General features: G+C 62.5%; 17 protein-coding genes. 5 read left to right on the forward strand and 12 right to left on the reverse strand.

Annotation, left to right across the window (positions count from 1 at the left end):
* Window positions 1–4: 4 nt before the first annotated feature.
* Entirely contained in the window at window positions 5–937 is a 933-nt protein-coding gene (locus tag V7S54_RS25410) for a VOC family protein (protein ID WP_065374792.1), read from the reverse strand.
* A gap of 238 nt (window positions 938–1,175) precedes the next feature.
* Here V7S54_RS25410 and V7S54_RS25415 point away from each other — a divergent pair, with 238 nt between their 5' ends.
* On the forward strand, window positions 1,176–3,002 hold the full coding sequence (locus V7S54_RS25415) for a sensor histidine kinase (RefSeq protein WP_065374791.1): 1,827 nt from the start codon (window positions 1,176–1,178) through the stop codon (window positions 3,000–3,002).
* On the forward strand, window positions 2,999–4,357 hold the full coding sequence (locus V7S54_RS25420; protein ID WP_065374790.1) for a sigma-54-dependent transcriptional regulator: 1,359 nt from the start codon (window positions 2,999–3,001) through the stop codon (window positions 4,355–4,357). The genes V7S54_RS25415 and V7S54_RS25420 overlap by 4 nt, the downstream gene beginning before the upstream one ends.
* An 87-nt stretch (window positions 4,358–4,444) precedes the next feature.
* Here the strand turns inward: V7S54_RS25420 and V7S54_RS25425 are convergent, their stop codons facing one another.
* From V7S54_RS25425 to V7S54_RS25440, 4 genes are read right to left on the reverse strand one after another with little or no spacing between them, the layout of a single operon-like run.
* Entirely contained in the window at window positions 4,445–6,046 is a 1,602-nt protein-coding gene (locus V7S54_RS25425; RefSeq protein WP_065374789.1) for an ABC transporter ATP-binding protein, read from the reverse strand.
* 1 nt (window position 6,047) lies between these two features.
* Complete coding sequence (locus tag V7S54_RS25430) at window positions 6,048–7,178, reverse strand: ABC transporter permease (RefSeq protein WP_057248530.1); 1,131 nt, start codon at window positions 7,176–7,178, stop codon at window positions 6,048–6,050.
* Window positions 7,171–8,094 carry an oligopeptide ABC transporter permease OppB gene (oppB, locus tag V7S54_RS25435; protein ID WP_057248531.1) on the reverse strand — a complete coding sequence of 308 codons (924 nt, stop codon included), beginning with the start codon at window positions 8,092–8,094 and terminating at the stop codon, window positions 7,171–7,173. The genes V7S54_RS25430 and oppB overlap by 8 nt, the downstream gene beginning before the upstream one ends.
* A 53-nt stretch (window positions 8,095–8,147) precedes the next feature.
* The gene (locus tag V7S54_RS25440; protein WP_057248532.1) at window positions 8,148–9,746 is read right to left on the reverse strand and encodes a peptide ABC transporter substrate-binding protein; all 1,599 of its coding nucleotides are present in this window, start codon (window positions 9,744–9,746) and stop codon (window positions 8,148–8,150) included.
* Window positions 9,747–10,514: 768 nt separating this feature from the next.
* Between V7S54_RS25440 and fba the strand changes: the two genes are divergently transcribed.
* Window positions 10,515–11,558: a class II fructose-bisphosphate aldolase gene (gene fba / locus V7S54_RS25445; protein WP_057248781.1), complete on the forward strand. Its 1,044-nt coding sequence runs from the start codon at window positions 10,515–10,517 to the stop codon at window positions 11,556–11,558.
* 171 nt (window positions 11,559–11,729) lie between these two features.
* On the opposite strand, the gene V7S54_RS25450 is transcribed toward fba, so the two are convergent.
* The 5 genes from V7S54_RS25450 to V7S54_RS25470 form a co-directional block, all read right to left on the reverse strand.
* Complete coding sequence (locus tag V7S54_RS25450) at window positions 11,730–13,526, reverse strand: ABC transporter ATP-binding protein (protein ID WP_065374788.1); 1,797 nt, start codon at window positions 13,524–13,526, stop codon at window positions 11,730–11,732.
* Window positions 13,527–13,537: 11 nt separating this feature from the next.
* Window positions 13,538–14,521, reverse strand: coding sequence for a glycosyltransferase family 2 protein (locus V7S54_RS25455; protein WP_065374854.1), 984 nt, complete (start codon window positions 14,519–14,521; stop codon window positions 13,538–13,540).
* 46 nt (window positions 14,522–14,567) lie between these two features.
* Window positions 14,568–15,671, reverse strand: a complete 1,104-nt coding sequence (locus tag V7S54_RS25460) for a glycosyltransferase family 2 protein (protein WP_065374787.1) — start codon at window positions 15,669–15,671, stop codon at window positions 14,568–14,570.
* Between the two features lie 15 nt (window positions 15,672–15,686).
* Complete coding sequence (locus V7S54_RS25465; RefSeq protein ID WP_065374786.1) at window positions 15,687–16,886, reverse strand: acyltransferase family protein; 1,200 nt, start codon at window positions 16,884–16,886, stop codon at window positions 15,687–15,689.
* A 326-nt stretch (window positions 16,887–17,212) separates the two neighbouring features.
* Window positions 17,213–18,025 carry a MerR family transcriptional regulator gene (locus tag V7S54_RS25470; protein ID WP_065374785.1) on the reverse strand — a complete coding sequence of 271 codons (813 nt, stop codon included), beginning with the start codon at window positions 18,023–18,025 and terminating at the stop codon, window positions 17,213–17,215.
* A 227-nt stretch (window positions 18,026–18,252) separates the two neighbouring features.
* On the opposite strand from V7S54_RS25470, the gene V7S54_RS25475 reads away from it, so the two are divergent.
* Window positions 18,253–19,521, forward strand: a complete 1,269-nt coding sequence (locus V7S54_RS25475; protein WP_065374784.1) for a 4-aminobutyrate--2-oxoglutarate transaminase — start codon at window positions 18,253–18,255, stop codon at window positions 19,519–19,521.
* A 221-nt stretch (window positions 19,522–19,742) separates the two neighbouring features.
* On the forward strand, window positions 19,743–21,218 hold the full coding sequence (locus V7S54_RS25480; RefSeq protein ID WP_065374783.1) for an NAD-dependent succinate-semialdehyde dehydrogenase: 1,476 nt from the start codon (window positions 19,743–19,745) through the stop codon (window positions 21,216–21,218).
* A gap of 28 nt (window positions 21,219–21,246) precedes the next feature.
* Here V7S54_RS25480 and fabI read toward each other — a convergent pair whose 3' ends face one another.
* Entirely contained in the window at window positions 21,247–22,032 is a 786-nt protein-coding gene (gene fabI / locus V7S54_RS25485) for an enoyl-ACP reductase FabI (RefSeq protein ID WP_065374782.1), read from the reverse strand.
* Between the two features lie 17 nt (window positions 22,033–22,049).
* Complete coding sequence (locus tag V7S54_RS25490) at window positions 22,050–23,234, reverse strand: acetate/propionate family kinase (protein ID WP_065374781.1); 1,185 nt, start codon at window positions 23,232–23,234, stop codon at window positions 22,050–22,052.
* Window position 23,235: the final 1 nt, after the last annotated feature.

Consider the following 23,235-nt stretch of genomic DNA (forward strand, 5'->3'; position numbering starts at 1 on the left):
CGTGTTAGTCGTCGATCTTCTGCAGGTGGCTTTCCAGGATCGGACGCAGGTGCTTGTGCTGCTGCGGCAGCTTCAGCGCCTCGCCGAGGTGAGCGAGATCCTCGTCCCGGTCGAAGCCCGGCTCGTTGGTGGCGATCTCGAACAGCACGCCGCCCGGCGTGCGGAAGTAGATCGCCCAGAAGTAATCGCGGTCGATGACCGGGGTGACTTGGTAGCCGGTGTCCATCAACGCCTTGCGCACTTCCAGTTGCTTTTCGCGGTTTTCGACGGCAAAGGCGATATGATGCACCGAACCGGCGCCTTGGGAAGCGCGACCGATGTTCGGCATCGTCTCGAGGTCGATGACGCGCGCATCGTTGCCGCCAGGCACGATCAAACGCGTGACGCCGTCCTTGCGGTCAAGCTCCTCATAGCCCATGAACTTCAGCAGTTCGGCCGTCGCGCCTACATCGCGAAGACGGAGTGCGGCGGAGTGGAAGCCGCGGATCGCATGATCCGCCGAGATACCGCCTTCCGTCCAGGGCGCGCGCTGGTCGTCCTTGACCTCGACGAGCGCGAAGCCGTCGCCATCAGGGCCGGCAAAGTTCAGCCGCTTTTCGCCGAAGGTTTCTTCGTCCTTGAGACCGGAGACCCCCGATGCCGTCAGGCGATCCCGCCAGAAGCCGAGCGAGCCTTCGGGCACGGAGAAGACGGTGGTCCCAACTTCGCCGGTACCGGCGCGGCCGCGCGGCATGTTCGGGAAGGGGAAATAGGTCATGACCGTGCCGGGCGTGCCGGCTTCGTCGCCGTAATAGAGGTGGTAGACATCCGGCGAGTCGAAGTTGACCGTCTTCTTGACGCGACGCAGGCCGAGCGACTTGGTGAAGAACAGGTTGTTTTCGCGCGCATCGTCGGCCATCGAAGTGACGTGATGCAGACCCTTGATCTGATTGAGCATTGCCGTGATCCTTTCTCTCCGGCGCCACCGGGCGCTCCGTTGGGTCATAGATGCGCTCATCCGGCCGTCGGCGAAAGACGGCGGCGGCCAAACGCATTGTCAACATTTCATTGACGACGCCGGAAACTCGTCAACAATCATGTGCCTGGTAGCGCTGCGCTTGTGACCGGTTGCGCCGATGCATAAGATCGGCTCGCGGCATGTTGCCGTAAGCACGCGAGGAGGCGCGCGGACACCTGTGAATTATCGCTTGGCTCTTGGATTCCTGCTGCTGCCGCTGCTTGCGACCATGCTGGCCTGGAAAGGCTATGCGGTCACGACAGACAGCTATCTGCGCGAGGCAACCGCTCAAGCCACCACCGCTCTCCGGCTCGCCGTCACGGCGCTCGATGGTCACCTCAACCGCTATCAGGCGCTGCCAGCACTGATCGCCGATCACGAGGACGTTCAGGAACTGGTCACCCGCCCGCGTGATCGGCGACTGAGGGAGGCGGTGAACACCTATCTGAAAGACATCAACGCGCTGCTCCACTCCTCCGATATCTATGTCATCACGCCGGACGGCGATACGATCGCTGCCAGCAACTATGACGGGCCGACGAGCTTCGTCGGCCAGAACTTCAGCTACCGACCCTATTTCCAGGAAGCGCTTCGCGGACAGCAGTCGCGGTTCTATGCGCTTGGCACCACATCGCTGAAGCGCGGCTACTATTTCGGCTCGCCAATCCAGATCGGCGACGAAATCCGCGGCGTTATCGTCTTCAAGGTCGATGTCGAAAGCATCGAAGCCTCCTGGCAGGGCGGGGAATACAGGATCTTCGTTTCCGATCCCGAAGGCATCATCTTCATGTCCGGCGACCCGGACTGGCTCTATTCCTCTATCCTGCCGCTGACCTCAGACCGCCTCGCGCGCACCGAAGCCTCGAGGCGGTACGCCGACGCCACCCTGCGTCCGCTGCCCATGGCAGAGAGCAACGCGTCCGACCACCGCTTCATGAGCGTCTCCTCCCGCGGTTCGAGCCGCGAATATCTCGTGCTCTCGCAATATATGCCGGATGCCGACTGGACCGTGAATGTCCTCGTGGATACGGCGTCTGCCTATACGCAAGCGCTGACCACCGTTGCAGCAGCTCTGCTGTTGATCTGTCTTGCGGGCCTTGGCGTGGCCATTGTTCTGCAACGGCGTGCTCGGCTCAACGAACGCATCTCAATGCAGGCAGAAGCGCAGGTCGAACTCGAACGCCGTGTCGACGAACGCACCGCCGACCTCGCGCGCGTCAACGCCCAGATCGAGGAGGAGATCGCCGAACGTCGCCTGACGGAACAGCAGTTGCGCAGGACGCAGGCCGATCTGATCCAGGCCGGCAAACTGGCAGGTCTCGGCCAAATGTCCGCGGCCCTTTCGCACGAATTCAACCAGCCACTTGCCGCCGCCAAGACCTATGCCGACAGCGCGGCCCTGCTGATCGAACGTGGCCGCTCCGACGAGGCGACCGACAATATCCGCCGGATCTCCGGGCTCGTCGACCGCATGGCGGCGATCAGCAAGCATCTGCGAAATTTCGCCCGCAAGCCGAATGAGAAGCTTGGGCCGGTTCCGGTCGAGGAGGTTGTGCGCGATACGATGGAGATCGTATCGGTTCGGCTGAAGGCCGCAGCGGCAACCATCGACATCGATCTCGGCGATAAGCCGCTCGTCGTCCGTGCCGGCTCAGTCCGCCTGCAGCAGGTGCTCGTCAACATCATCTCCAATGCGGCCGATGCGGTCGAAGGACTTGATGACCGGACCATTCGCCTTCGCGCTCGAAAGGAAGACCACAAGGTGGTGTTGACGGTCAGCGATCGGGGACCGGGCATCGCGCCGGCGATTGCCGAGCGCATCTTCGATCCGTTCTTTTCCACAAAGGGCGTCGGCAAGGGGCTGGGCCTTGGCCTTTCGATTTCCTATAACATTATCAAGGATTTCGGCGGCAGTCTTATCGCAACAAACCTTGCGGAAGGCGGTGCCGAGTTTCGGATCGAACTCGCCGCTGAAAACAGCAATGCCCGGGAGGCTGCCGAATGATCGAGAGCCGGATCCTGCTCGTCGACGACGAAGAGGAGGTGCGCCATTCGAGTGCGCAGGCTTTGGAACTCGCGGGTTTCCGCGTCGATGCCTTCGCCGCAGCCGAACGTGCCCTGGAATTCATCAGCTACAGCTTCGCCGGTGTCGTCATCAGCGACATCCGCATGCCCGGCATGGACGGCATGACGCTGCTGCAGCGCATCCGAGAGATCGATGCCGAGGTGCCGGTCATCCTCGTCACCGGCCACGGCGACGTTCAGCTTGCCGTGCGCGCGATGCGCGAAGGCGCCTATGATTTCGTCGAGAAGCCGTTCGCGGCCCAGATGCTCGCCGGCACCATTCGCCGGGCGTTGGACTGGCGCGCGCTCGTTCTGGAAAACCGCCGGCTGAAAGCCGTCGCCGGCAAACGCGACGACATCGAGCAGCGGCTCCCCGGCCGCAGCCAGGTCATGGTCGATCTGCGCTATCGTATCCGCGCGATCGGCGCGGCCGACACGGACACGCTGATCATCGGTGATACCGGCGTCGGCAAGGAGGTGCTGGCCCGCACGCTGCATGATCTTAGCGCCCGTGCCAACAGCCCGTTCATCGCCATCAACTGCGCGGCCCTGCCGGAGAACCTGATCGAGAGCGAACTCTTCGGCCACGAGCCCGGCGCCTTTCCTGGTGCCATCCGCCCACGCTACGGCAAATTCGAACATGGTCGCGGCGGCACCATCCTGCTCGACGAGATCGGCTCGATGCCGTTCGACCTTCAGGCGAAGTTCCTGCGCGTCCTCCAGGAACGCGTCATCACCCGCCTCGGATCGAACGAAGTCGTGCCGCTCGATGTGCGCTTCATCGCCACCAGCAAGGTCGATCTCGAAAGGGAAGTTGCTGCTGGGCGCTTCCGCGCCGATCTGCTCTACCGCCTCAATGTCGCAACGCTTCGGGTTCCCTCGCTCGCCCAGCGCCGCGCCGATATCCCGTTGCTCTTTCTGCAGTTGGTCAGGGAATCCGCGGCGCGCTACGGCCGCGATGAAGTCGAGGTCTCGCAAGCCATGCTGGCGGAAATGGCGGAGCGCGACTGGCCGGGCAATGTGCGCGAACTGCGCAACGCCGCCGAGCGGCTGGTGCTCGGGCTTGATTCAGCACCGCTCGATGCCGCGAAGGAAGATAGCGGCCGGCTTGCCGATAAGGTGGCAGCCTATGAAAAGGGTCTCATCGCCAGCGCCATTGCCGCGCATGGCGGCGCCCTCAAGCCGGTCTACGAGTCTCTCGGCATTTCGCGCAAGACGCTCTACGAGAAAATGCAAAAGTTCGGGCTCGACAAGAAACTCGTCGCGGCGGATTTCCCCGCCGAAGGCGAGCTCTAGACAGAGCGGGCATCAGAACCGGAATGACCGCAAACGAAAACGGGGACGCGATCGCTCGCGTCCCCGTCAATGGTGCTGGCTACCGGCTCAGACGTTGAAGGCTGCGCCGATCAACGTCTTGGTATAGGGCTGCTTCGGCGCCTCGAAGATCGCGTCCGTCTCGCCTTCCTCGACGATCTTGCCGTTCTTCATGACGATCACATAGTCCGACATCGCCTTCACCACCGAAAGATCGTGGCTGATGAAGATGTAGGAGAGCCCATGCGAGCGCTGCAGGTCACGCAGGAGTTCGATCACCTGACCTTGCACCGAGCGGTCGAGCGCCGAGGTCGGTTCGTCGAGAATGACGACCTTCGGCTTCAGGATCATTGCGCGGGCGATCGCGATACGCTGCCGCTGGCCGCCCGAGAACTCGTGCGGGTAGCGGTTGCGGGACGCAGGGTCGAGCCCCACTTCCTTCAGCGCTTCTGACGCCCGGCGGTCGCGATCAGCACGGCTGAGCTCGGGCTCATGCACGTGCAGGCCTTCCGTGATGATCTCGCCGACGGTACGGCGTGGCGACAGCGAACCGTACGGGTCCTGGAAGACGAGCTGCAGGGTGCGACGTAGCGGCCGCATCTGCCCACGATCGAAGCTGGAAATATCCTTCGTCCCGAAGCGGTAGTGACCACTGCTCGGCAGGAGCCTTAGGAGCGCGCGTCCGAGCGTCGACTTGCCCGAGCCGGACTCGCCGACGACACCGATCGTCTGTCCCTCTTGCAGGCGCAGATTGACGTTATCCACCGCACGGAAGACAGACTTGCCGCCACGGAATAGACCGCCGCCGATTTGGTAGTCGACACAGACGTCGCGCCCTTCGAGAATGATCGGCGCGCTGTCGGCCGGCGACGCCTTGCGACCGCTCGGCTCGGCTGCAAGCAGCATCTTCGTGTAGTCGGCCTGCGGCCGCTCGAAGATGTCAGCCGTCGTGCCTCTCTCCACCACCTCGCCGCGGCGCATCACAGCAACGCGGTCCGCGAAGTGCTTGACGATGCCGAGGTCGTGCGTGATCAGCACGATCGCCATGCCGAAGCGCTTCTGCAGCGACTTCAGGAGATCGAGGATCTGCGCCTGGATCGTCACGTCGAGTGCCGTCGTCGGTTCGTCCGCAATCAGGAGATCCGGCTCGTTGGCGAGCGCCATAGCGATCATCACGCGTTGGCGCTGGCCGCCCGAGAGCTCGTGCGGATAGCTGTCGATGCGGCGCCCAGGTTCCGGGATGCCCACGAGCTCAAGCAGTTCAAGCACGCGCGCCCGCGCCTGTTTGAACGTGCCGCCCCGATGGTGCACGATCGGCTCGGCGATCTGGCGGCCGACGGGATAGAGCGGATCAAGCGACGTCATCGGCTCCTGGAAGATCATTGTGACCTTCGCACCGCGCACCTGGTTCAGCGCCTTTGGTGGCAGGCCCACAAGCTCCTGTCCGCGGTAACGCGCGGAGCCGGTGACCTCACCGTTCTTGGCGAGCAGGCCCATGATGCCCATCATCGTCTGGCTCTTGCCGGAGCCGGACTCGCCGACGACCGCAAGCGTTTCGCCGGTACGGACGTCGAGATCGATGCCCTTGACCGCTTCCACCGTGCCATCAGGCGTCGAGAAGTTCACCTTGAGGCCGCGAACGGCCAGGATGGTTTCCTTGGTATCTGCCATGTCAGCGATCCTTCGGGTCGAGCGCGTCGCGCAGGCCGTCGCCAACGAAATTCAGCGAGAACAGCGTCAGGACAAAGAAGATGGCCGGGAAGATGAGCAGCCACGGCGCCGACTGGATGTTGTTTGCGCCTTCCGAGATCAGCGCTCCCCAGCTCGTCAGCGGCGCCTGAACGCCGAGGCCAAGGAAGGAGAGGAAGCTCTCGAGCAGGATCACCTTGGGCACGACGACGGTCACGAAAACGATGACCGGACCGATCGTATTGGGGATGATGTGCCGGCGGATGATCTGCCAATCGGTCAGGCCGAGTGCCTGCGCGGCGCCGACGAACTCGCGCCGCTTGAGCGCAAGCGTCTGGCCGCGCACGATACGGGCCATGTCGAGCCATTCCACCGCCCCGATCACCAGGAAGATCAGGATGAACGAGCGACCGAAGAACACGACGAGAACGACGACGAGGAAGACGAAGGGCAGAGAATACATGATCTCCACCAGTCGCATCATGACGTTGTCGACGCGGCCGCCGATATAGCCCGATGTCGCGCCGTAGACGACGCCGATGCCGAGCGAAACGAGGCTCGCCAGCAGGCCGACGGCGATCGAGATCTGGCCACCGAGCATGACGCGGACCAGAAGATCGCGACCGTTGGAATCGGTGCCGAAGGGGAAGTATTCCCGGTCGACCTGACCGGTCACTTTCAGCGTGCGGCCGTCATCTTCCGTTGCCACCACCTGGGTGTCGCGGAACTCGTTGGCGCGATCGAAATAGCGCGTTGCGCGCGCATCGATCGGCTGTTCCGAGGTGATCGTCGCGGTGAAGGTCTCACCCTCGAGATTGAACTCCTTGAGCGTGACGCGGGCGCGGGTCGCGATGCCTTCCATCACCCCCTGCAACGTCGAAACGTCGGGCCGCGGCTCGAGGCTGGGGGCTTTCGTGACGTATGACGGAAACACCTGGTCATAGGTATGCGGCACAAACAGCGGACCTAAGAACGAGAACAGCGCGATCAGTGCCAGCATCACGCAACCGGCCATGGCGGCACGGTTGCGCTTGAAGCGCATGGCGGCGAGCTGGAAGAGGCTGCGCCCCTTGGTTTCCGGTGTCACCACCGGGGTCTGGACGATATCAGTCATGGCGAACCCTCGGATCGAGCAGGCCGTAGAGAATGTCGACCAGGAGATTGAAAACGATGACGAAGATTGCAACGAGAATGACCGTGCCCATCACCAGCGTATAGTCGCGGTTGATCGCGCCGAGGACGAAGTAACGGCCGACACCCGGAATGGTGAAGATCGTCTCGACGACAGCCGAACCGGTCAGCAGCGCCGCGGCACAGGGTGCGAGATAGGACACGACCGGCAGCATCGCGCCGCGCATCGCGTGGGTCACCACAACCGTTCGCGCAGGTAGGCCGTAGGCCCTGGCGGTTCGGATGTGGTCGGTGTGAAGCGCCTCGATCATCGATCCGCGTGTCAGGCGCGCGAAAACCGCAACCTGCGGCAGTGCCAGCGCAATCATCGGCAGGATCAGGGAGCGGAACGATCCATCACCCCAACCGCCGGAGGGAACCCACGAAAGGCCGACCGCGAATATCAACACGAGCACCGGACCGACAACGAAGTTCGGCACGGTGACGCCGATCGTCGAGACCGACATGATCGCAAAATCGAGAATGCTGTTCTGCCTGAGCGCGGCGATCGTGCCGGCAGTCACGCCGCCGATGAGAGCAAGCAACAGCGCGTAGAAGCCGAGCTCCATCGAATAGGGCAGACCCTTGCTGATCAATTCAGCGACATTGTTGTCTTTATAGACATAGCTCGGGCCGAAGTCGCCGGTCACAGCATTGCTGAGATAGTGCGTGTATTGGCGCCAAAGGGGCTGGTCGAGCTGATACGTCTTCATCAGGTTCGCCATCGTTTGTGGCGGAAGAGGACGCTCGAGGTTGAAGGGGCCACCAGGGGCGAACCGCATCAGGAAGAAGGATATGGTGACGACGATAAACAAGGTCGGCACCGCACTCGCCAATCGGCGAAGGATGAAGGAAATCATGGACGTGCTCCGGAGGCGACGCGCGGCCTGTTACCGCGCGTCGTCTCTGTTCGTTATTCGGCGATGCTCAGGAACTTGCTGAGGTGCTCGTTCGGAGCATTGTCCGCCCAGCCCTTGACGCGGCTGGCAACCAGCCACAGGTCGGCCTGGGTCAGAAGCGGAGCGATCGGCTGTTCCTTCATCAGCAGCGCTTCTGCTTCATGCATCAGCTTCGAGCGGGCTGCCGGATCCTGCTCGTCGTAGGACTTCTTCATCAGGCCGTCGAATTCAGCGTTTTCGAAGTGGCCGTAGTTGAAGGTCTTGTTGGAGCCGACGCTGAGTGCCAGGAAGTTCTCTGCGTCCGCGTAGTCCGCCTGCCAGCCGGCACGGGCAACGTTGAACTTGCCGCCTTCCTGCAGGTAGGCGTAGTGCGAGGACACGTCGAGGTTCACCAGCGACACCTTGGCGCCGAAGGTGTTCTTCCACATGTCGGCGACAGCGGTCGCAACACGCTCGTGGTTCGGGTTGGTGTTATAGCGCAACTCGATATCGAGCGGCTTGCCACCTTCGCCGTAGCCGGCTTCCTTCATCAGGGCGACGGCCTTGTCTTCACGGTCGAGCTGCGACAGCGTGCCGAACTCGGCCTTGGACGGCTCACCGTAGCTTTCGATGCCCGGGGGGACCATCGAATAGGCGGGGAGCTGCGAACCGGCATAGATTTCCTTGGCGAGGAAGTCGCGGTCGACGGCCATGGACAGAGCCTGGCGGACGCGCACGTCGCTATAGGGCTCCTGACGGGTGTCGAAGGCGTAATAATACGTCGCGAGCGACGGCGAAACATGGACCTGATCGCCGTAGGACGTGCGCAGACGCCCGATCTGATCAGCCGAGAAGTTGTAGACGAGATCCATTTCCTTGGCTTCGAAACGGCGAACCGAAGCGGCCTGGTCGTCGATCGGGTAGAAGATGACCTTGTCGAGCTTGACGTTGGCCGCATCCCAATAGTTGGCGTTCTTGACGACGGTCAGGCTGTCGTTCGGAACGTGGGCGGCGAGCGTGAACGCGCCGTTCGAAACCATGACACCCGGCTTGACGAAGTCAGCGCCGTTCTTTTCGACGCTTGCCTTGCTGACCGGAAGCGCGGTCTGGTGCGCCAGCAGTTCCAGGAAGAACGGGGTCGGGCGCTCAAGCGTGATTTCGAGCGTCTTTTCGTCGACAGCCTTCACGCCGAGCTGGTCGGTCGGCAGTTCACCCTTGTTGACCTTTTCGGCGTTCTTGATCGGGAAGAGAATGTTGGCATAGCCGGCCGCGGTCTTCGGATCTTCGACGCGGCGGATGGAGAAGACAAAGTCTTCTGCCGTTACCGGCGAACCGTCCGACCACTTTGCATCGGCGCGCAGCTTGAAGGTGTAGACCGTACCGTCGTCCGAAAGCTCCCACGTTTCAGCGACACCTGGGACGATCTTGGCAGCGGCGTCATAGATCGTCAGGCCCTCGTAGAGGTCCTTGAGGATGAACGCTTCGATGTTGATCGAGGTATGGGCCTGATCCAGGGTTTGCGGCTCACCCGCATTGCCGCGATGCAGGACAGCTTCGGCGAGCGCCGGGCTTGCTCCGATGAGCAGCGAACCGATCAGCGCGGCAGCGCTAAGGTTGAGTTTCAGTGATGCCATTTTGTTTCTCTCCTTCCCCTTGTTTTGGGTTTGTGATCGCAGGAGAGAAGTGCAAATCGTCCTCAAACGCAAGGCGGATTCTGCGGCTGTCTGCATCTTTATCTATAGGACAGAATTCCTTCTATCCTATAGGTTGTATTTCGTTTGCGATTCTTTTCGTCGCCTTTGCGACGGACGTGTGACGGAAGCAGGGCAATTTCGGGAAATCTCCTGCAACGTTTTAGGTCGGCAATTTTTGTCGACAAAACACGGCCGCAGCCACCGTCGAATCATCGACCGTGCAAACTTTGTGAATTTTGCCGGCAGTTTACGTAATGTGCGCAAAGAATGGCGCCGTTCGCCGCAATCTTCTTGCGAACCCCTCACTTCATGTAGACAGACTGTTTCCACCGCGCACTCGACCGGTATGGTGTGCAGTACGAAATAGACACGCACAGGTCGCAAATGCGACTCTTGCCCTCCTCCCCTCAAAGGCACCACCAGAAAGTGAAACCAGTTCACCGGAAAGGTGTTGCATCCAGTCCACAGTAAAATCGATTGAAGCGCGTTTCGACCTCTGGCAACCTGCCTTTTGCCCGGTTGTCAAACCACTTCGATGAACTATTGTGCGCCTGACTTCGGTGGGCGCGACCAATTCGCGCGCGCTGTCACGCCGCACGGAAATTCCGGCCATCGCTTGCCTGCGATGATGTTCATGCGGCGCTTCAAGCCGGATTGTTTTTGTGGCGCACCGGGAAGGCTGCGCCGAGCACCAAGGGAGAATACCGAATGGCATTGATCACATTGCGGCAACTGCTCGACCATGCGGCGGAGAACGATTACGCGCTGCCGGCGTTCAATGTGAACAATCTCGAATACATTCAGGCCGTTATGCGCGCCGCCGATGCCACCGACAGTCCGGTGATCCTTCAGGCAAGCCGCGGCGCCCGTTCCTATGCGGGTGATGCGTTCCTGCGCCACCTGATCCTGGGTGCTGCCGAGGAATACCCGCATATCCCCGTCTGTCTGCACCTCGACCACGGCGACCAGCCGTCGACCTGCATCTCGGCCATCACCAACGGCTTCACCTCCGTCATGATGGACGGCTCGCTGGAGAAGGACGGCAAGACCGTCGCCAGCTATGAATACAATGTCGCCGTCACCGCAGAGGTCGTGAAGATCGCGCATGCGGCCGGCGTTTCGGTCGAAGGCGAACTCGGCTGCCTCGGCAACCTCGAGACCGGCGCCGGAGACAAGGAAGACGGCCACGGCTTCGAAGGCAAGCTGTCGCGCGAGGAACTGCTGACCGATCCGGACCAGGCGCTCGATTTCGTCACCAAGACCGGCGTCGATGCACTGGCCGTCGCGATCGGCACCAGCCACGGCGCCTACAAGTTCACCCGCGAGCCCGATGGCGACATCCTGTCGATCGAGACGATCGCCAAGATCAACAAGAAGCTGCCGAATACGCATCTGGTCATGCATGGCTCGTCGTCGGTGCCGAAGGATCTTCAGGATCTCTTCAACACCTATGGCGGCAAGATGAAGCCGACCTGGGGTGTTCCGGTCTCGGAAATCCAGAAGGCGATCCCGCTTGGCGTGCGCAAGGTCAACATCGACACCGACCTGCGCCTCGCCATGACCGGCACGATCCGCAAGAACTTCGCCGAGAACCCGGAGAATTTCGACCCGCGCAACTACCTGAAGCCGGCAACCGCGCTGATGACCGAGGTCTGCAAGGAGCGCTTCGAAGCCTTCCGCACCGCCGGCAAGGCCTCCAAGATCCGCACGCTGCGCCTGCCGGAAATGGCAAAGCGCTACGCGGCAGCCTGATCCCGAGGACCCGCACGCTTTCCGCTTACATTATTGAAGCGGGCGGCCTATTCCTATGAGAAACAAACCGGCGCGCGGCCCGTGATCATACGGCCGCGCGCCGGTTTCGTTTCGATCATCGAAGGCTGGGAGCGGCCAAGCGAACCGGAGACAACGCAGACAAGGCCCCTCTCAAGCCCGACGCTTTTCCACGGTTTCGTGCTCATAAAGCTGGTCCATGCTCAAGGCGGCCACGTCGGCAAAAGCTGTCTGACCTTTCACCTGGCCGCCGCCGAGAATGACGACCTCGTCGCAGAACGAGATCGTGCTGCGGTGATGGCTGATGACGATGGTCGTGCGACGTCCCGCTCTCGATTTCAGCGTCTCGACGATGGCCGCTTCCGATAGCCCGTCGACCGCGTTGGTGGCTTCGTCCAGGATCAGGATATCCGGATCACGCACCAGCGCTCTGGCGAGCGCGACCCGCTGCCGCTGCCCCGCCGAAAGGCTGGCACCTCGATAGCCGACGACGGTTTGATAGCCCTGCGGCAAGCCTTCGATGAAGCCATGCGCTTCGGCCATCCTGGCCGCATGCTCCACTTCGGCTGCTGTGGTCGCCTCCCGGCCATAGGTGATGTTCTCCAGGATCGTTCCATCAACCAGTTCCAGGTCCTGGCTCGCGAGCGCGATCCGGCTTCGCCATTGCACCGGGTCGATTCGGTTCAGCGGGACATCATCGACGAGAATGTTGCCCTCATCCGGCTCGACGAAGCGGCATAGCAGATTGACGATCGTCGTCTTGCCGGCACCGGACCGGCCAATAAGCGCCGTCGAACGGCCGCCTCGGATTTCGAAAGCCGCCGACTGCAGCACGACGTCTCGGGAATCCGAGCTCGGATAGCGGAAAGTGACGTCATCAAATCTCAGCCGCTGCCGCAGCCCGCTGAAAGGCTCCCTCCCCTCCGGCGGCCGCGGCTTGCCGGACGAGTCCAACAACCAATGCACCTCCTCCAGCGAGCCGCTCCAGCCCTGGATCTGGCTCCAGGACAATTGCAAGGCACGCACATGCGGCTGCAAACGATAGAGCAGAACCACGAAGGCAACGATCACAGGAAAACTGATGCCGGCAGACCAGGCACTGACGACCACGCCAAGGAAGAGAGCGGAGTGGAGCGTCTCGGTCAGCGGTGGCAGCATGCCCTGGCGGGCTTGTAGTGCGAAGGCGGCGCGCCTGACCGAATCCGACGCCCCATCGAACGCGGCCTTCTCCCGCGCCTCCTGCCCGAATATCCGGATCAGGCGGCCGGCGTGGACCAGGTGGAGCATGCGTGCCGCCAGCTCGCCGTTGAAGGAGGTGACATCGCGGCTCGGCCCCGTGAGGGTTGCGGACAGGACGTAGTGTACGAGCTGCACGAGAACGAGGCCGAGCGCCACGAACAACGTCATCTGCCAGGACAAAAGCAGGAGGAACGCGAGCAGGATGACGGCGGCCGCGCCATTTACAAGGGCCGCAAGTACGGTTTGTATCGCGTCGGATGCTCGCCAGGACTCGTTCGAAATGATGTTGAGCAAGCGCCCGGGATTCTCCTTCATGAAGAACGGGTAGCCGATGCGCAGCAGCTGACCCGACAGTGCGCTTCGGATCGCGTGGCCAGCCTTGCCGTAGATGAAGGTGGCAAGCACCGTGTTGGCAAAAGCCAGGACGTTCTTGAGACAGATCAGCCCAAAGGCAGCAGCGGCGATGACGATCAGCCTTTCGCGATCGTCCAGTCCCGATCCGACCTGCTGGAAAAGAGAGGAGACGCCGCTCAGTGCCGCCGGATCCTGGTCGCCGGCAATGATGCCCAGCATGGGAATGATGAGGCCGATACCGACGCCCTCCAGTGCCGCGCTGCAGAGGCCGAGGACCACCACGAGCGGAAGCAGACGCTTCTGGCCATCCAGTGCATTGCGCAACAGCTGCAGGCTCGGCAAGAGAATTCTGAACATCGCGGCCGTCCTCAGCGCTGGAGTTGCTCTCGGGCCCGTTGTTCGACCGGGCCCGTTGTCCGCTCGGCGACGGACAGGCTCATGAACTTGAGAGCGCCGAGCAGGTTCATGAAAACGATTGGCCAATGCGACAGGTGCAGGACGGGGTCGAACCGGGGGCCGCCGAAGACTTCCCTGATCGCCGACCGGACGGTCCAACAGAAATGCCGCAGCAACCACGGTGTCGTGCGGATATGCTTCATGCAAAGCGCGCCGTTGCCGAAACTGTAGTTGCGGTGAAGCCTCTCGATTGCCAGGCGGGTACGTCGGCCGTGGTGGTGGAAGACGAGCATGTCGGGAACATATTCGATCGGGATACCGAGCCTGTAGGCGCGCAGCAGATAGTCGGTGTCTTCGGCCGACTGCAGGGAGGTGCCGGCGCCGAAGCGTTCGTCGAAGGCCCCGACACGCAGCGCGACCTCGCGATGCATCGTCATGTTGCAGCCCAAGACGAAGCCACCCGGATGAATGTCACACGTCAACCGCTCACGCGCGTTCGATCGTTTGATCGTGAAGGGCAGGTCTCTGGCATCTCCGAGTTCCACGCGGCCGCCGCGAATGATTCCGCTTTCGCCGCTTGCGTAGTGGCGCTCCAGGTCACGCAGATAGTGCGTGTCGATTTCACAATCGTCGTCAATGAAAACCAGAATGCCGCCACGGGCGCGTGCCATGGCTGTGTTGCGCGCGGCAGCGAGGCCCGGTCGGGTATCGATGAGGTGCGTGATTGCCAGCGGGGAAGCGGAAACCATCCGGGCAATGCGTTCAGGCGTGTCATCGGTCGAACCGTTGTCAACAACGATCAACTCGCACCGGCCGGCAGCATGGATGCCACAAACTGTCTCGATCGATCGGATGCAGGTCTCGAGCGCCGCCGCACGATTGCGCGTGCAGACGATAAAGCTTGCGAAAAGCGCGTTGCGTGCGGGGGGCGACGACGGCCGTGGCGTCTCCACCATGTCGCTGCGTTCCGCCGCTGTCCACTTCAGGCCCTCGACGGTCATGCTAGCGCATCCCTTGCTGCGGAAGGACGCTCGTCGCAGGCACGGATTGCAGATACCGCGACAAGGCATCCAGCCGGCTTGAAGCAGCCAACGTCATGCGGCTGCACCATGGCACTCGAGCGCCGGCGATTAGGCCATATCGTTCCCGGCGACGGATGAGCCCCCATTTTCTCGTCTGCGTCAAAAACTCGTGGGTGAGTTCCGGCCGCCGCTCGTCGCTGACGAGCTGATAGAGAAAATAGAAGAAATTCAGCGCGCCCGCCTCGTATCCGGCGCGGGTTTCCGCAGGAAGCGCCGAGACCCTGGCCTCAAGCGAGAGAATACACGCAGCGGCTCGCCCTATCGTTTCGGACGTCACTGCGAGGCCGATATCATTGAAGGCAGAGGGACCGTCGCAAAGTTCTTCGCGTTCGAGATTTTCGGCGACGATCTGCAAATGCGTGCGGCGCATCTGGCGCTTATGCGTGTTCGTAACGCTGTTGCCGTGAATGCGGTAAGCGATCAGCGCCTCGTCGATCATTACGGCCGGAAAACGCTCGGCAACCCTTCGGAAGAGATCGAAATCCTCCGCATGCACGTAATGCGCATCATAGGTCAGCATATCCTGCGGGATGACGCGCCTGTTGAAGACGACGGTCGAGTGGATGAAGATCGTGAAGAACTTCGACAGCGCCCGCAGGCTCGCGGGCTGATAGATCGGGTTGGGCGTGCCGCGGATGATACGGTCGCCAAGCAGCGTGTCGATACCCGAGCCGCACAGAGCAAGCTCCGGCTGCCGCCGGAACAGCGACACCTGGCGTGACAGTCGCGAGGGATAGGAAATATCGTCCGCGTCCATTCTGGCAATGAGGTCGCCCTTCGCCAGCGTGAGGCCTTCGTTCAAGGTCGCGATCAGACCGCGATTTTCGCGCGAGACGATGGTGATGCGGTCGTCCGCCTGCTGATAGCGTCGCATGATTTCCAGCGAACGATCGCGCGAACCGTCGTCGATAGCGATGATCTCCAGCCGTCGATAATCCTGCTTCAGAATGCTCTCAAGCGCCGCAGCCACATAGGGCTCAGCGTTGTAGACGGGCAGCAGGATGGAAACCAACGGAACGGTCATGGGCATTCTCGAACGTTATTGCAGATCTGACGCATGAAGCGCGTTTTCCCGGCCAGCGCTGTCCGCGCGATAGGTCGGCTGCGGCCGCTCACCCTTTTTCCCCTGCAGCCAGTCGACAGAGCTTCCGGCATTTGGAGCCGATTTACTCTGCCGGCTGCCTGCGCGAAGGTAGGGGAAGTGCCGTTTCAGGGCGTTGAGCGGTTTCTCGAAGGCGAGCCAGGAGACGGCCGCGACGACCAAAGTGGCGAAACCGGCCACGAGCAAACGCCCGAAGCCCTGTTCGGAAACATTGACCGGTATCCACGCCTGCGCCTTGACGACCAGCGCCAGCACGACCGGATGAAACAGGTAGACGCCATAACTGACGCGCCCGAGCGCCGTCAGCGGTGGGAGTTCGAGCGCCCTGCCGAAATCGTTGCGGAACCCGGCGGAGGCGCTGCCCACCAACATTGCAAGCGGAACCAGGGGCGAAACTTCAAGGCCGATCCACACCAGCCAATCGGGCACCGGCCCCATTGCAGTCGAGCGCGCCCAAAGGAGGACGAGCGACAGGATGGAAAGCGGCAGCCAACTGGCCGCCATCCATCGCGGCCAAGCTGTGGCATGCGATCGGTGGACGGCCAGGAGGGCACCCGCCGCCAGCGCATCCATCGAGGCCGGCGGCAGCAGGTCGCGCGCGAGCGAGGGTCCCCCTGTGAGCGGCCAATAGAAGCGGTAGGCCAGCGAACAGGCAATCACACCGACACAAAGCCGCCCGAGCAGACGGCGCGGCGTCAGCAGAACGAGAAGCGGCCAGACGATATAGAACTGTTCTTCTATGCTGAGGCTCCAGGTGTGGCAGAGCACCCACGGTGTCCACGCGTCCTTGACCGCGTACCAGAAGTTCGAGAGGTAAAGCGCGTGCCAGACCCAGCCTTCCCTGGCGCCTTCCAGGTTGAAGAGCCACAGGACGCCCAGCATGCCGAAATAGGGTGGGAAGATACGCAAGGCACGGCGCGCGTAGAAGGATCTGAGAGCCGTCGCCGGTTCGAACTGAGCGGCGGAACGGGCGTCAAGCAATAGCCGCGTGATCAGAAAGCCGCTGAGAATGAAGAACAGCCGCACACCGATGTGTCCCCAATGGGAATCGTCCGCGGCAAAAAAATGCGCGTACAGAACCATGGAAACGGCAGCGGCCCGCAACCCGTCCAACTGACGGTCGCGCGTATTCAACATTGAACATCCCCTCGGAGTTCCGACCCTTGCGGGCCCTGTTCCTTGTGGAGCCAACTCTCTGGTCAGCTACGATTTTTGCCGCGAGGTTGCCATTTGCTTCAAGAGAAGCGTGAAAGGTCTGATCGGTCGCACGACGCATTGAAGGCGGCCCCTAAAACTCTAGGGTCGAATAGGGCCAAACTTTGACCGCTGGGATGGCGGCAGCGCGCCGAGTTCGCCTGCGGGCGGTCGACCGTGACGACCGAGGCGCCGGTCACCGCCGCCCGGCCGAGGCCGCAAGCGCTTGTATTGTTTCAGAAACGAAAGCGCCTCAAGTCGACCGGGGCTTAGAATGTCGGTGGCGTATTGACCCAAAGAAGGACGGTTTCACCGTCGTGCCGGTTCGTCCAGGCGTGGCGCCTTTTGCTCTCGAAATAGAGCGAGTCGCCGACGCCGAGGTCATAGAACTGGTCGCTGTCGAGAATGAACTCGACCCGGCCCGAGAGAACATAGACGAACTCCTCGCCCTCATGCCGGTAGGCGCCCTCGCTGGAAGCCCCCGGCTCCAGCACGAAGCGGTGGCAATCCATCTGGTTGCGGCCGTCGGCCAACAGTTGCACGGTGACGCCGGGCGTCGTGCGCGGCCAGGTCCGCCATTCGCCGGCTCGCACCACGGCCCGCGCATCCGCTTCCTCCTCGCCGGAGAGGCTCGAAACGGTGGTTCCGAAGTATTCCGCGATGTTGTGCAGGACGGCCACCGAGACACCCTGCGAGGTGCGTTCCAGCGTCGAGAGCACCGATGCGGCGATGCCGATATCGCCGGCCACCTGCTCGAGCGTCTTGCCGGCTGCGTGCCGCAAGCTTCTGAGCTTGCGGCCGACCTGATTGTCGGCACCATCCCCTGTTGTCGTCCCGGCCTGATCGTCACCGGCACCTTCCGCCTCGAGCGCCTCGCGGATCGCTGCCGGATTGAGGCCGCGTTCCACCCGGAACCAGGCGATGCGCTTCAGCCGAGCAAGATCGCCCTCCGTATATTGCCGGTGTCCCGTCGGCGAGCGCTCGGGCACGACCAACCCTTGCGTCTCCCACAACCTCAACGTCGAAGCGGAGACACCCGCCAGACGCGCCGCCTCGGCAACCTTGTAGCGCACAGCGCCCATTCCAATTTCCCTTTACCGCCCGCCGGCGCTGCACGAATCCGTGCGGCTCCGACGTGTTTGCAACCTTACCCGTCACGATTGAGATCTGACAAGGACAGCGCATCAGCGCCCGTGTTGTCTCGATCACCAAATTTGATTTGCAATCGACTGTGAAAGGTGTACCACTTCCAGAATAAACTTGCAGAAAAAATGCAATATATTAACTCCAGACGTGACAGGAACGCGCCATGACCAGCCTCACCGACCGCAAGAACGCCGCCATCTCCCGCGGCGTCGGCATGACCACCCAGATCTACGCCGATCGCGCGGAAAACTCGGAAATCTGGGACAAGGAAGGCAATCGCTACATCGACTTCGCCTCCGGTATTGCGGTCGTGAACACGGGTCACCGTCATCCCAAGGTCGTCGAAGCGGTCAAGGCGCAGATCGATCGCTTCACCCATACCTGCCACCAGGTCGTGCCTTACGAATCCTACGTGCACCTCGCCGAGCGCCTCAATGCGCTGACGCCCGGGGACTTTGCCAAGAAGACGATCTTCGTGACCACCGGCGCCGAAGCTGTCGAAAACGCCGTCAAGATCGCCCGCGCTTCGACCGGTCGCCAGGCGGTCATCGCCTTTACCGGCGGCTTCCACGGCCGCACCTTCATGGGCATGGCGCTGACCGGCAAGGTCGTTCCCTACAAGGTCGGCTTCGGCGCGATGCCGGGAGATGTCTTCCACGCCCCCTTCCCGATCGAGCTGCACGGCATCACCGTCGAACAGTCGCTCGCCGCGCTGAAGAAGCTCTTTGCCGCCGATGTCGATCCGGGCCGTGTCGCCGCGATCATCCTGGAGCCGGTGCAGGGCGAAGGCGGTTTCTACCCCGCGCCCGCCGCTTTCATGAAGGCGCTGCGCGAAATCTGCGACCAGCATGGCATTCTTCTGATCGCCGACGAGGTCCAGACCGGCTTTGCCCGTACCGGCAAGATGTTCGCGATGGACCATCACGACGTCGCCCCTGACCTCATCACCATGGCCAAGAGCCTTGCCGGCGGCTTCCCGCTCGCCGCCGTCACCGGCCGCGCCGAAGTCATGGATGCGCCGGCCCCCGGCGGTCTTGGCGGCACCTATGGCGGCAACCCGCTCGGTATCGCCGCCGCCCATGCGGTGCTCGATGTCATCGCCGAGGAGAAGCTGTGCGAACGCGCCGAACAGCTCGGCGGCCGGCTCAAGCAGCGCCTTGCCGCCATCCGCGAACAGGCACCCGAGATCGTCGACATCCGCGGCCCCGGCTTCATGAATGCCGTCGAGTTCAACGACGTGAAGACCAACCTGCCGAGCGCCGACTTCGCCAACAAGGTTCGCCTGATCGCGCTGGAAAAGGGACTGATCCTCTTGACCTGCGGCGTGCACGGAAACGTCATTCGCTTCCTGGCGCCGATCACCATCCAGGACGAAGTCTTCGCCGAAGCGCTCGACATTCTCGAAGCGTCGATCCTCGCGGCGCGTGGTTGACGCCCGACCGGGCGACCGCTAACGCGGTTGCCTGCTGCGTAATTCCTTAAATCGGGATCGACTTGAGGACAAAATTATGCAGCAATTCAAAGTGCTACAGCGACTTGGCGCGTCTATTCAGACGCGTGAAGCTCGGGTGCCGACGTCGATCGGCACCCGCAAGAACAAGCAAAAGCGGGTCTGCCGCCTCCCGGCGGACCATCGCCGGAGGATGCCCGCCAATGACCTTGACCCCCGCCTTGACCAAGCACCTGCGCGCCGCCGAACTGTTCGCGCCGCTACACACCATTGCACATGCCGCCGCAGGCTGGACCGGCGCAACCTTCGACGTCTTCAACCCCTCGACCGGGGAGTTGCTGGCGACCCTTCCGGACATGGGGATAGAAGAGGCGCATGGGGCGATCGAAGCCGCGGCAAAGGCGCAGGTTCTCTGGGCGGCAAAGCCCGCCAAGGACAGGAGCGCGGTACTCCGGCGCTGGCATGACCTGATCGTCGAACATGCCGACGATCTCGCGGCGATCCTGACCGCCGAGATGGGCAAGCCGATCGCGGAATCGAAGGGCGAAGTGCTGCACGCCGCGGCTTACGTCGAATGGTACGCGGAAGAGGCGAAGCGCATCTATGGCGAGACCTTCCCAGCGCCGGCCAACGACCGCCGCATGCTTGTCATCAAGCAGCCCGTCGGCGTCGTCGGCACCATCACGCCGTGGAACTTCCCGGCTTCGATGGTCGCCCGCAAGATCTCGCCGGCCCTTGCCGCCGGCTGCACCATCGTCTTGAAGCCCGCCGAGCAGACCCCGCTCGTTGCCGGCGCCATGTTCGTGCTCGCCGAAAAGGCCGGTTTCCCCACGGGCGTCGTCAACCTGCTCTATGCCTCGGAAGGTGCCGCGATCGGCCGCGAGCTCTGCAGCAACCCGAAGGTGCGCAAGATCAGCTTCACCGGTTCGACCGAAGTCGGGCGGCTGTTGATGCGGCAATGCTCCGACCAGATCAAGAAGGTCAGCCTGGAGCTTGGCGGCAACGCCCCTTTCATCGTCTTCGACGACGCGGACATCGACGAGGCGGTGGACGGCGCCATCCAGGCGAAATTTCGCAATGCCGGCCAGACCTGCGTCTCGGCCAACCGCATCTATGTGCAGTCGGGCGTCCATGACGCCTTTGCCGAGAAATTCGTCAGCCGAGTTGCCGAACTGACCGTCGGCGACGGCTTCACCCCGGGCATCACCATCGGCCCGATGATCGACAAGCACGCGATCGAGAAGATCGAGGCCCATGTTACCGACGCGGTCTCCAAGGGTGCCAGGGTGCGCGCCGGTGGCCACCGGATCGGGGCGTCAGGCACCTTCTTCGAGCCGACGGTCCTGACCGGCATCTCGACCGACATGCGGGTCGCCCAGGAAGAGACCTTCGGCCCGATCGCGCCCATCATCCGCTTCGAGACGGCCGAGCAGGTAATCACTGAGGCCAACGACACGATCTATGGGCTTGCCGCCTATTTCTACGCCGAGAACCTGAAGCGGGTCTGGCATGTGGCCGAGGCGCTGGAATACGGCATGGTCGGCATCAACACCGGCCGCATGTCGTCGGAAGCCGCTCCCTTCGGCGGCATCAAGCAATCGGGTATCGGCCGCGAAGGCTCGCGTCACGGCCTCGAAGACTATCTGGAAATGAAGTACCTCTGCATGGGCAACATCTGACCCATGCAGACTGAGCGGCGGCGGGCGGCTAGTCGATGATGTGGTAGCCGCCGTCGACATAGAGCACCTGCCCCGTTATCAGCCGGGCGGCGTCATGCGCCAGAAAGGCCGTCGCAACGCCGACATCGTCGATGTCGACGAGTTCGCGGGATGGCGACTTGACCTTGGTCTTTTCGAGCAGCGCGTCGAACTCCGGGATGCCGGAGGCGGCGCGCGTCGCAAGAGCTCCAGGCGAGATCGCGTGGACGCGGATGCCCTTGGGGCCGAGTTCGGCTGCCAGATAGCGGACTGCGCTTTCGAGCGCCGCTTTGGCGACGCCCATGATGTTGTAGTTTTCCACCACCACCTGTGAGCCATGATAGGTCATGGTGAAAAGCGTGCCGCCGTTCTTCATCAGCGGCTCGGCGAGATGCGCCATGCGGATGAAGGACCAGCAGGAGATGTCCATGGTTTTCAAGAACCCTTCGCGGGGCACGTCGACCACGCGGCCGCCGAGCGTATCCTTCGGCGAAAAGGCGATCGAGTGCACGAGGAAATCGAGCTCTCCCCAGGTCTTCTCTATCTCCTCGAACACGGCTTCCATCTGGCCCGGAACGGCCACGTCGAGTGGCAGGAACAGCGGCGCTTCGATTTCACGCGCCAACGGTTCCACATAGGGCTTTGCCTTGTCGTTCAGATAGGTGACGGCCACCTCCGCCCCGAAGGCGCGAAAGGCGCGGGCGCAGCCCCAGGCGATCGACCGATCGTTGGCAATGCCGACGATCAGACCTTTGCGGCCATCCAGAAGTTTGGCCTTGGCGACAGGAATGGACATGGATTGTCTCCGATGGATCAGGCTGCACGAGTTCGAAGGAGCGCCAGCGTGTGGCGCGCGATCATCAGTTCCTCGTCGGTTGGGATGACGTAGAGCGCGACGCGGCTTGAAGGCGTCGAGATCAGCGTGGCACCCGCCTCGTTCGCGGCCGGATCGAGTTCCGCGCCGAGCCAGGCGAGGTTGTCCGCGATGCGGGCACGGATCTGAGCGGAGTTCTCGCCGACGCCCGCCGTGAAGACGAAAGCGTCGACGCCGCCGAGCGCGGCCGCGAGCATCCCGGCATTGAGCCCGCTGCGATAGATGAAGTGATCAATAGCGAGTTTGGCATGCGGGTCCTCGCTTGCGAGAAGATCGCGCATATCGTTCGACACACCGGATAGCCCCTTCAGACCTGCCTCATGATAGAGCAGATCCGAAACGGCCTGGGCACTCATGCCGCGCTGGAGGATCAGGTAAAGCACGACGCCCGGATCGAGCTGGCCAGGCCGCGTTCCCATCGGCAAGCCGTCGAGCGCGGTGAAGCCCATGGTGCTCTCGATGCTGTGGCCGTTGTAGAGGGCACACATCGAGGCGCCACTGCCGAGATGCGCAACGATGACGCGGCCAAGCGCCATCTCCGGCGCCACGTCGCGCAGACGCTCCGAGATGTATTCGTAGGAGAGGCCGTGAAAGCCATAGCGCCGAACGCCTTCGTCATAGAAGCTGCGCGGCATGGCGTAGCAGTTCACCTCTTCCGGGTGGCCGTGATGGAAAGCGGTATCGAAACAGGCGACCTGCGGCACGTCCGGATTGATCGCGATGGCCTGCCGGATCGGCGCGAGGTTGTTGGGCTGGTGCAGCGGTGCAAGATCCTGGTAGCTCGCCAGACGATCCAGCACTGTCGCATCGATGAGCACCGGCTCGGCATAGTCGGGCCCGCCATGTACCACCCGGTGACCGACCGCACGCAAGGTGAAGCCCTGAAGAGTCAACAGCCAGTCCCGCGCCGCGGCGATGGCCGCCGGCAGGTCGCCGACGACGTCGGCTTCATAGTTGCGATCGACCAGCACGGTTCCGTCGGCCGCTTTCGCCTGCAGGCGCGGTCGAGTACCGATGCCGCCGATCTGCCCCTTCACCCGGCGTTCGAGACCGGCATCCGTGATCCCGAAAACCTGAAACTTCAGGCTGGACGATCCCGCGTTGACGACGAGAAGCGCATCCATG

Source organism: Ensifer sp. CCNWLY38, from assembly GCF_037120565.1.
Lineage (GTDB): Bacteria > Pseudomonadota > Alphaproteobacteria > Rhizobiales > Rhizobiaceae > Ensifer > Ensifer adhaerens_H.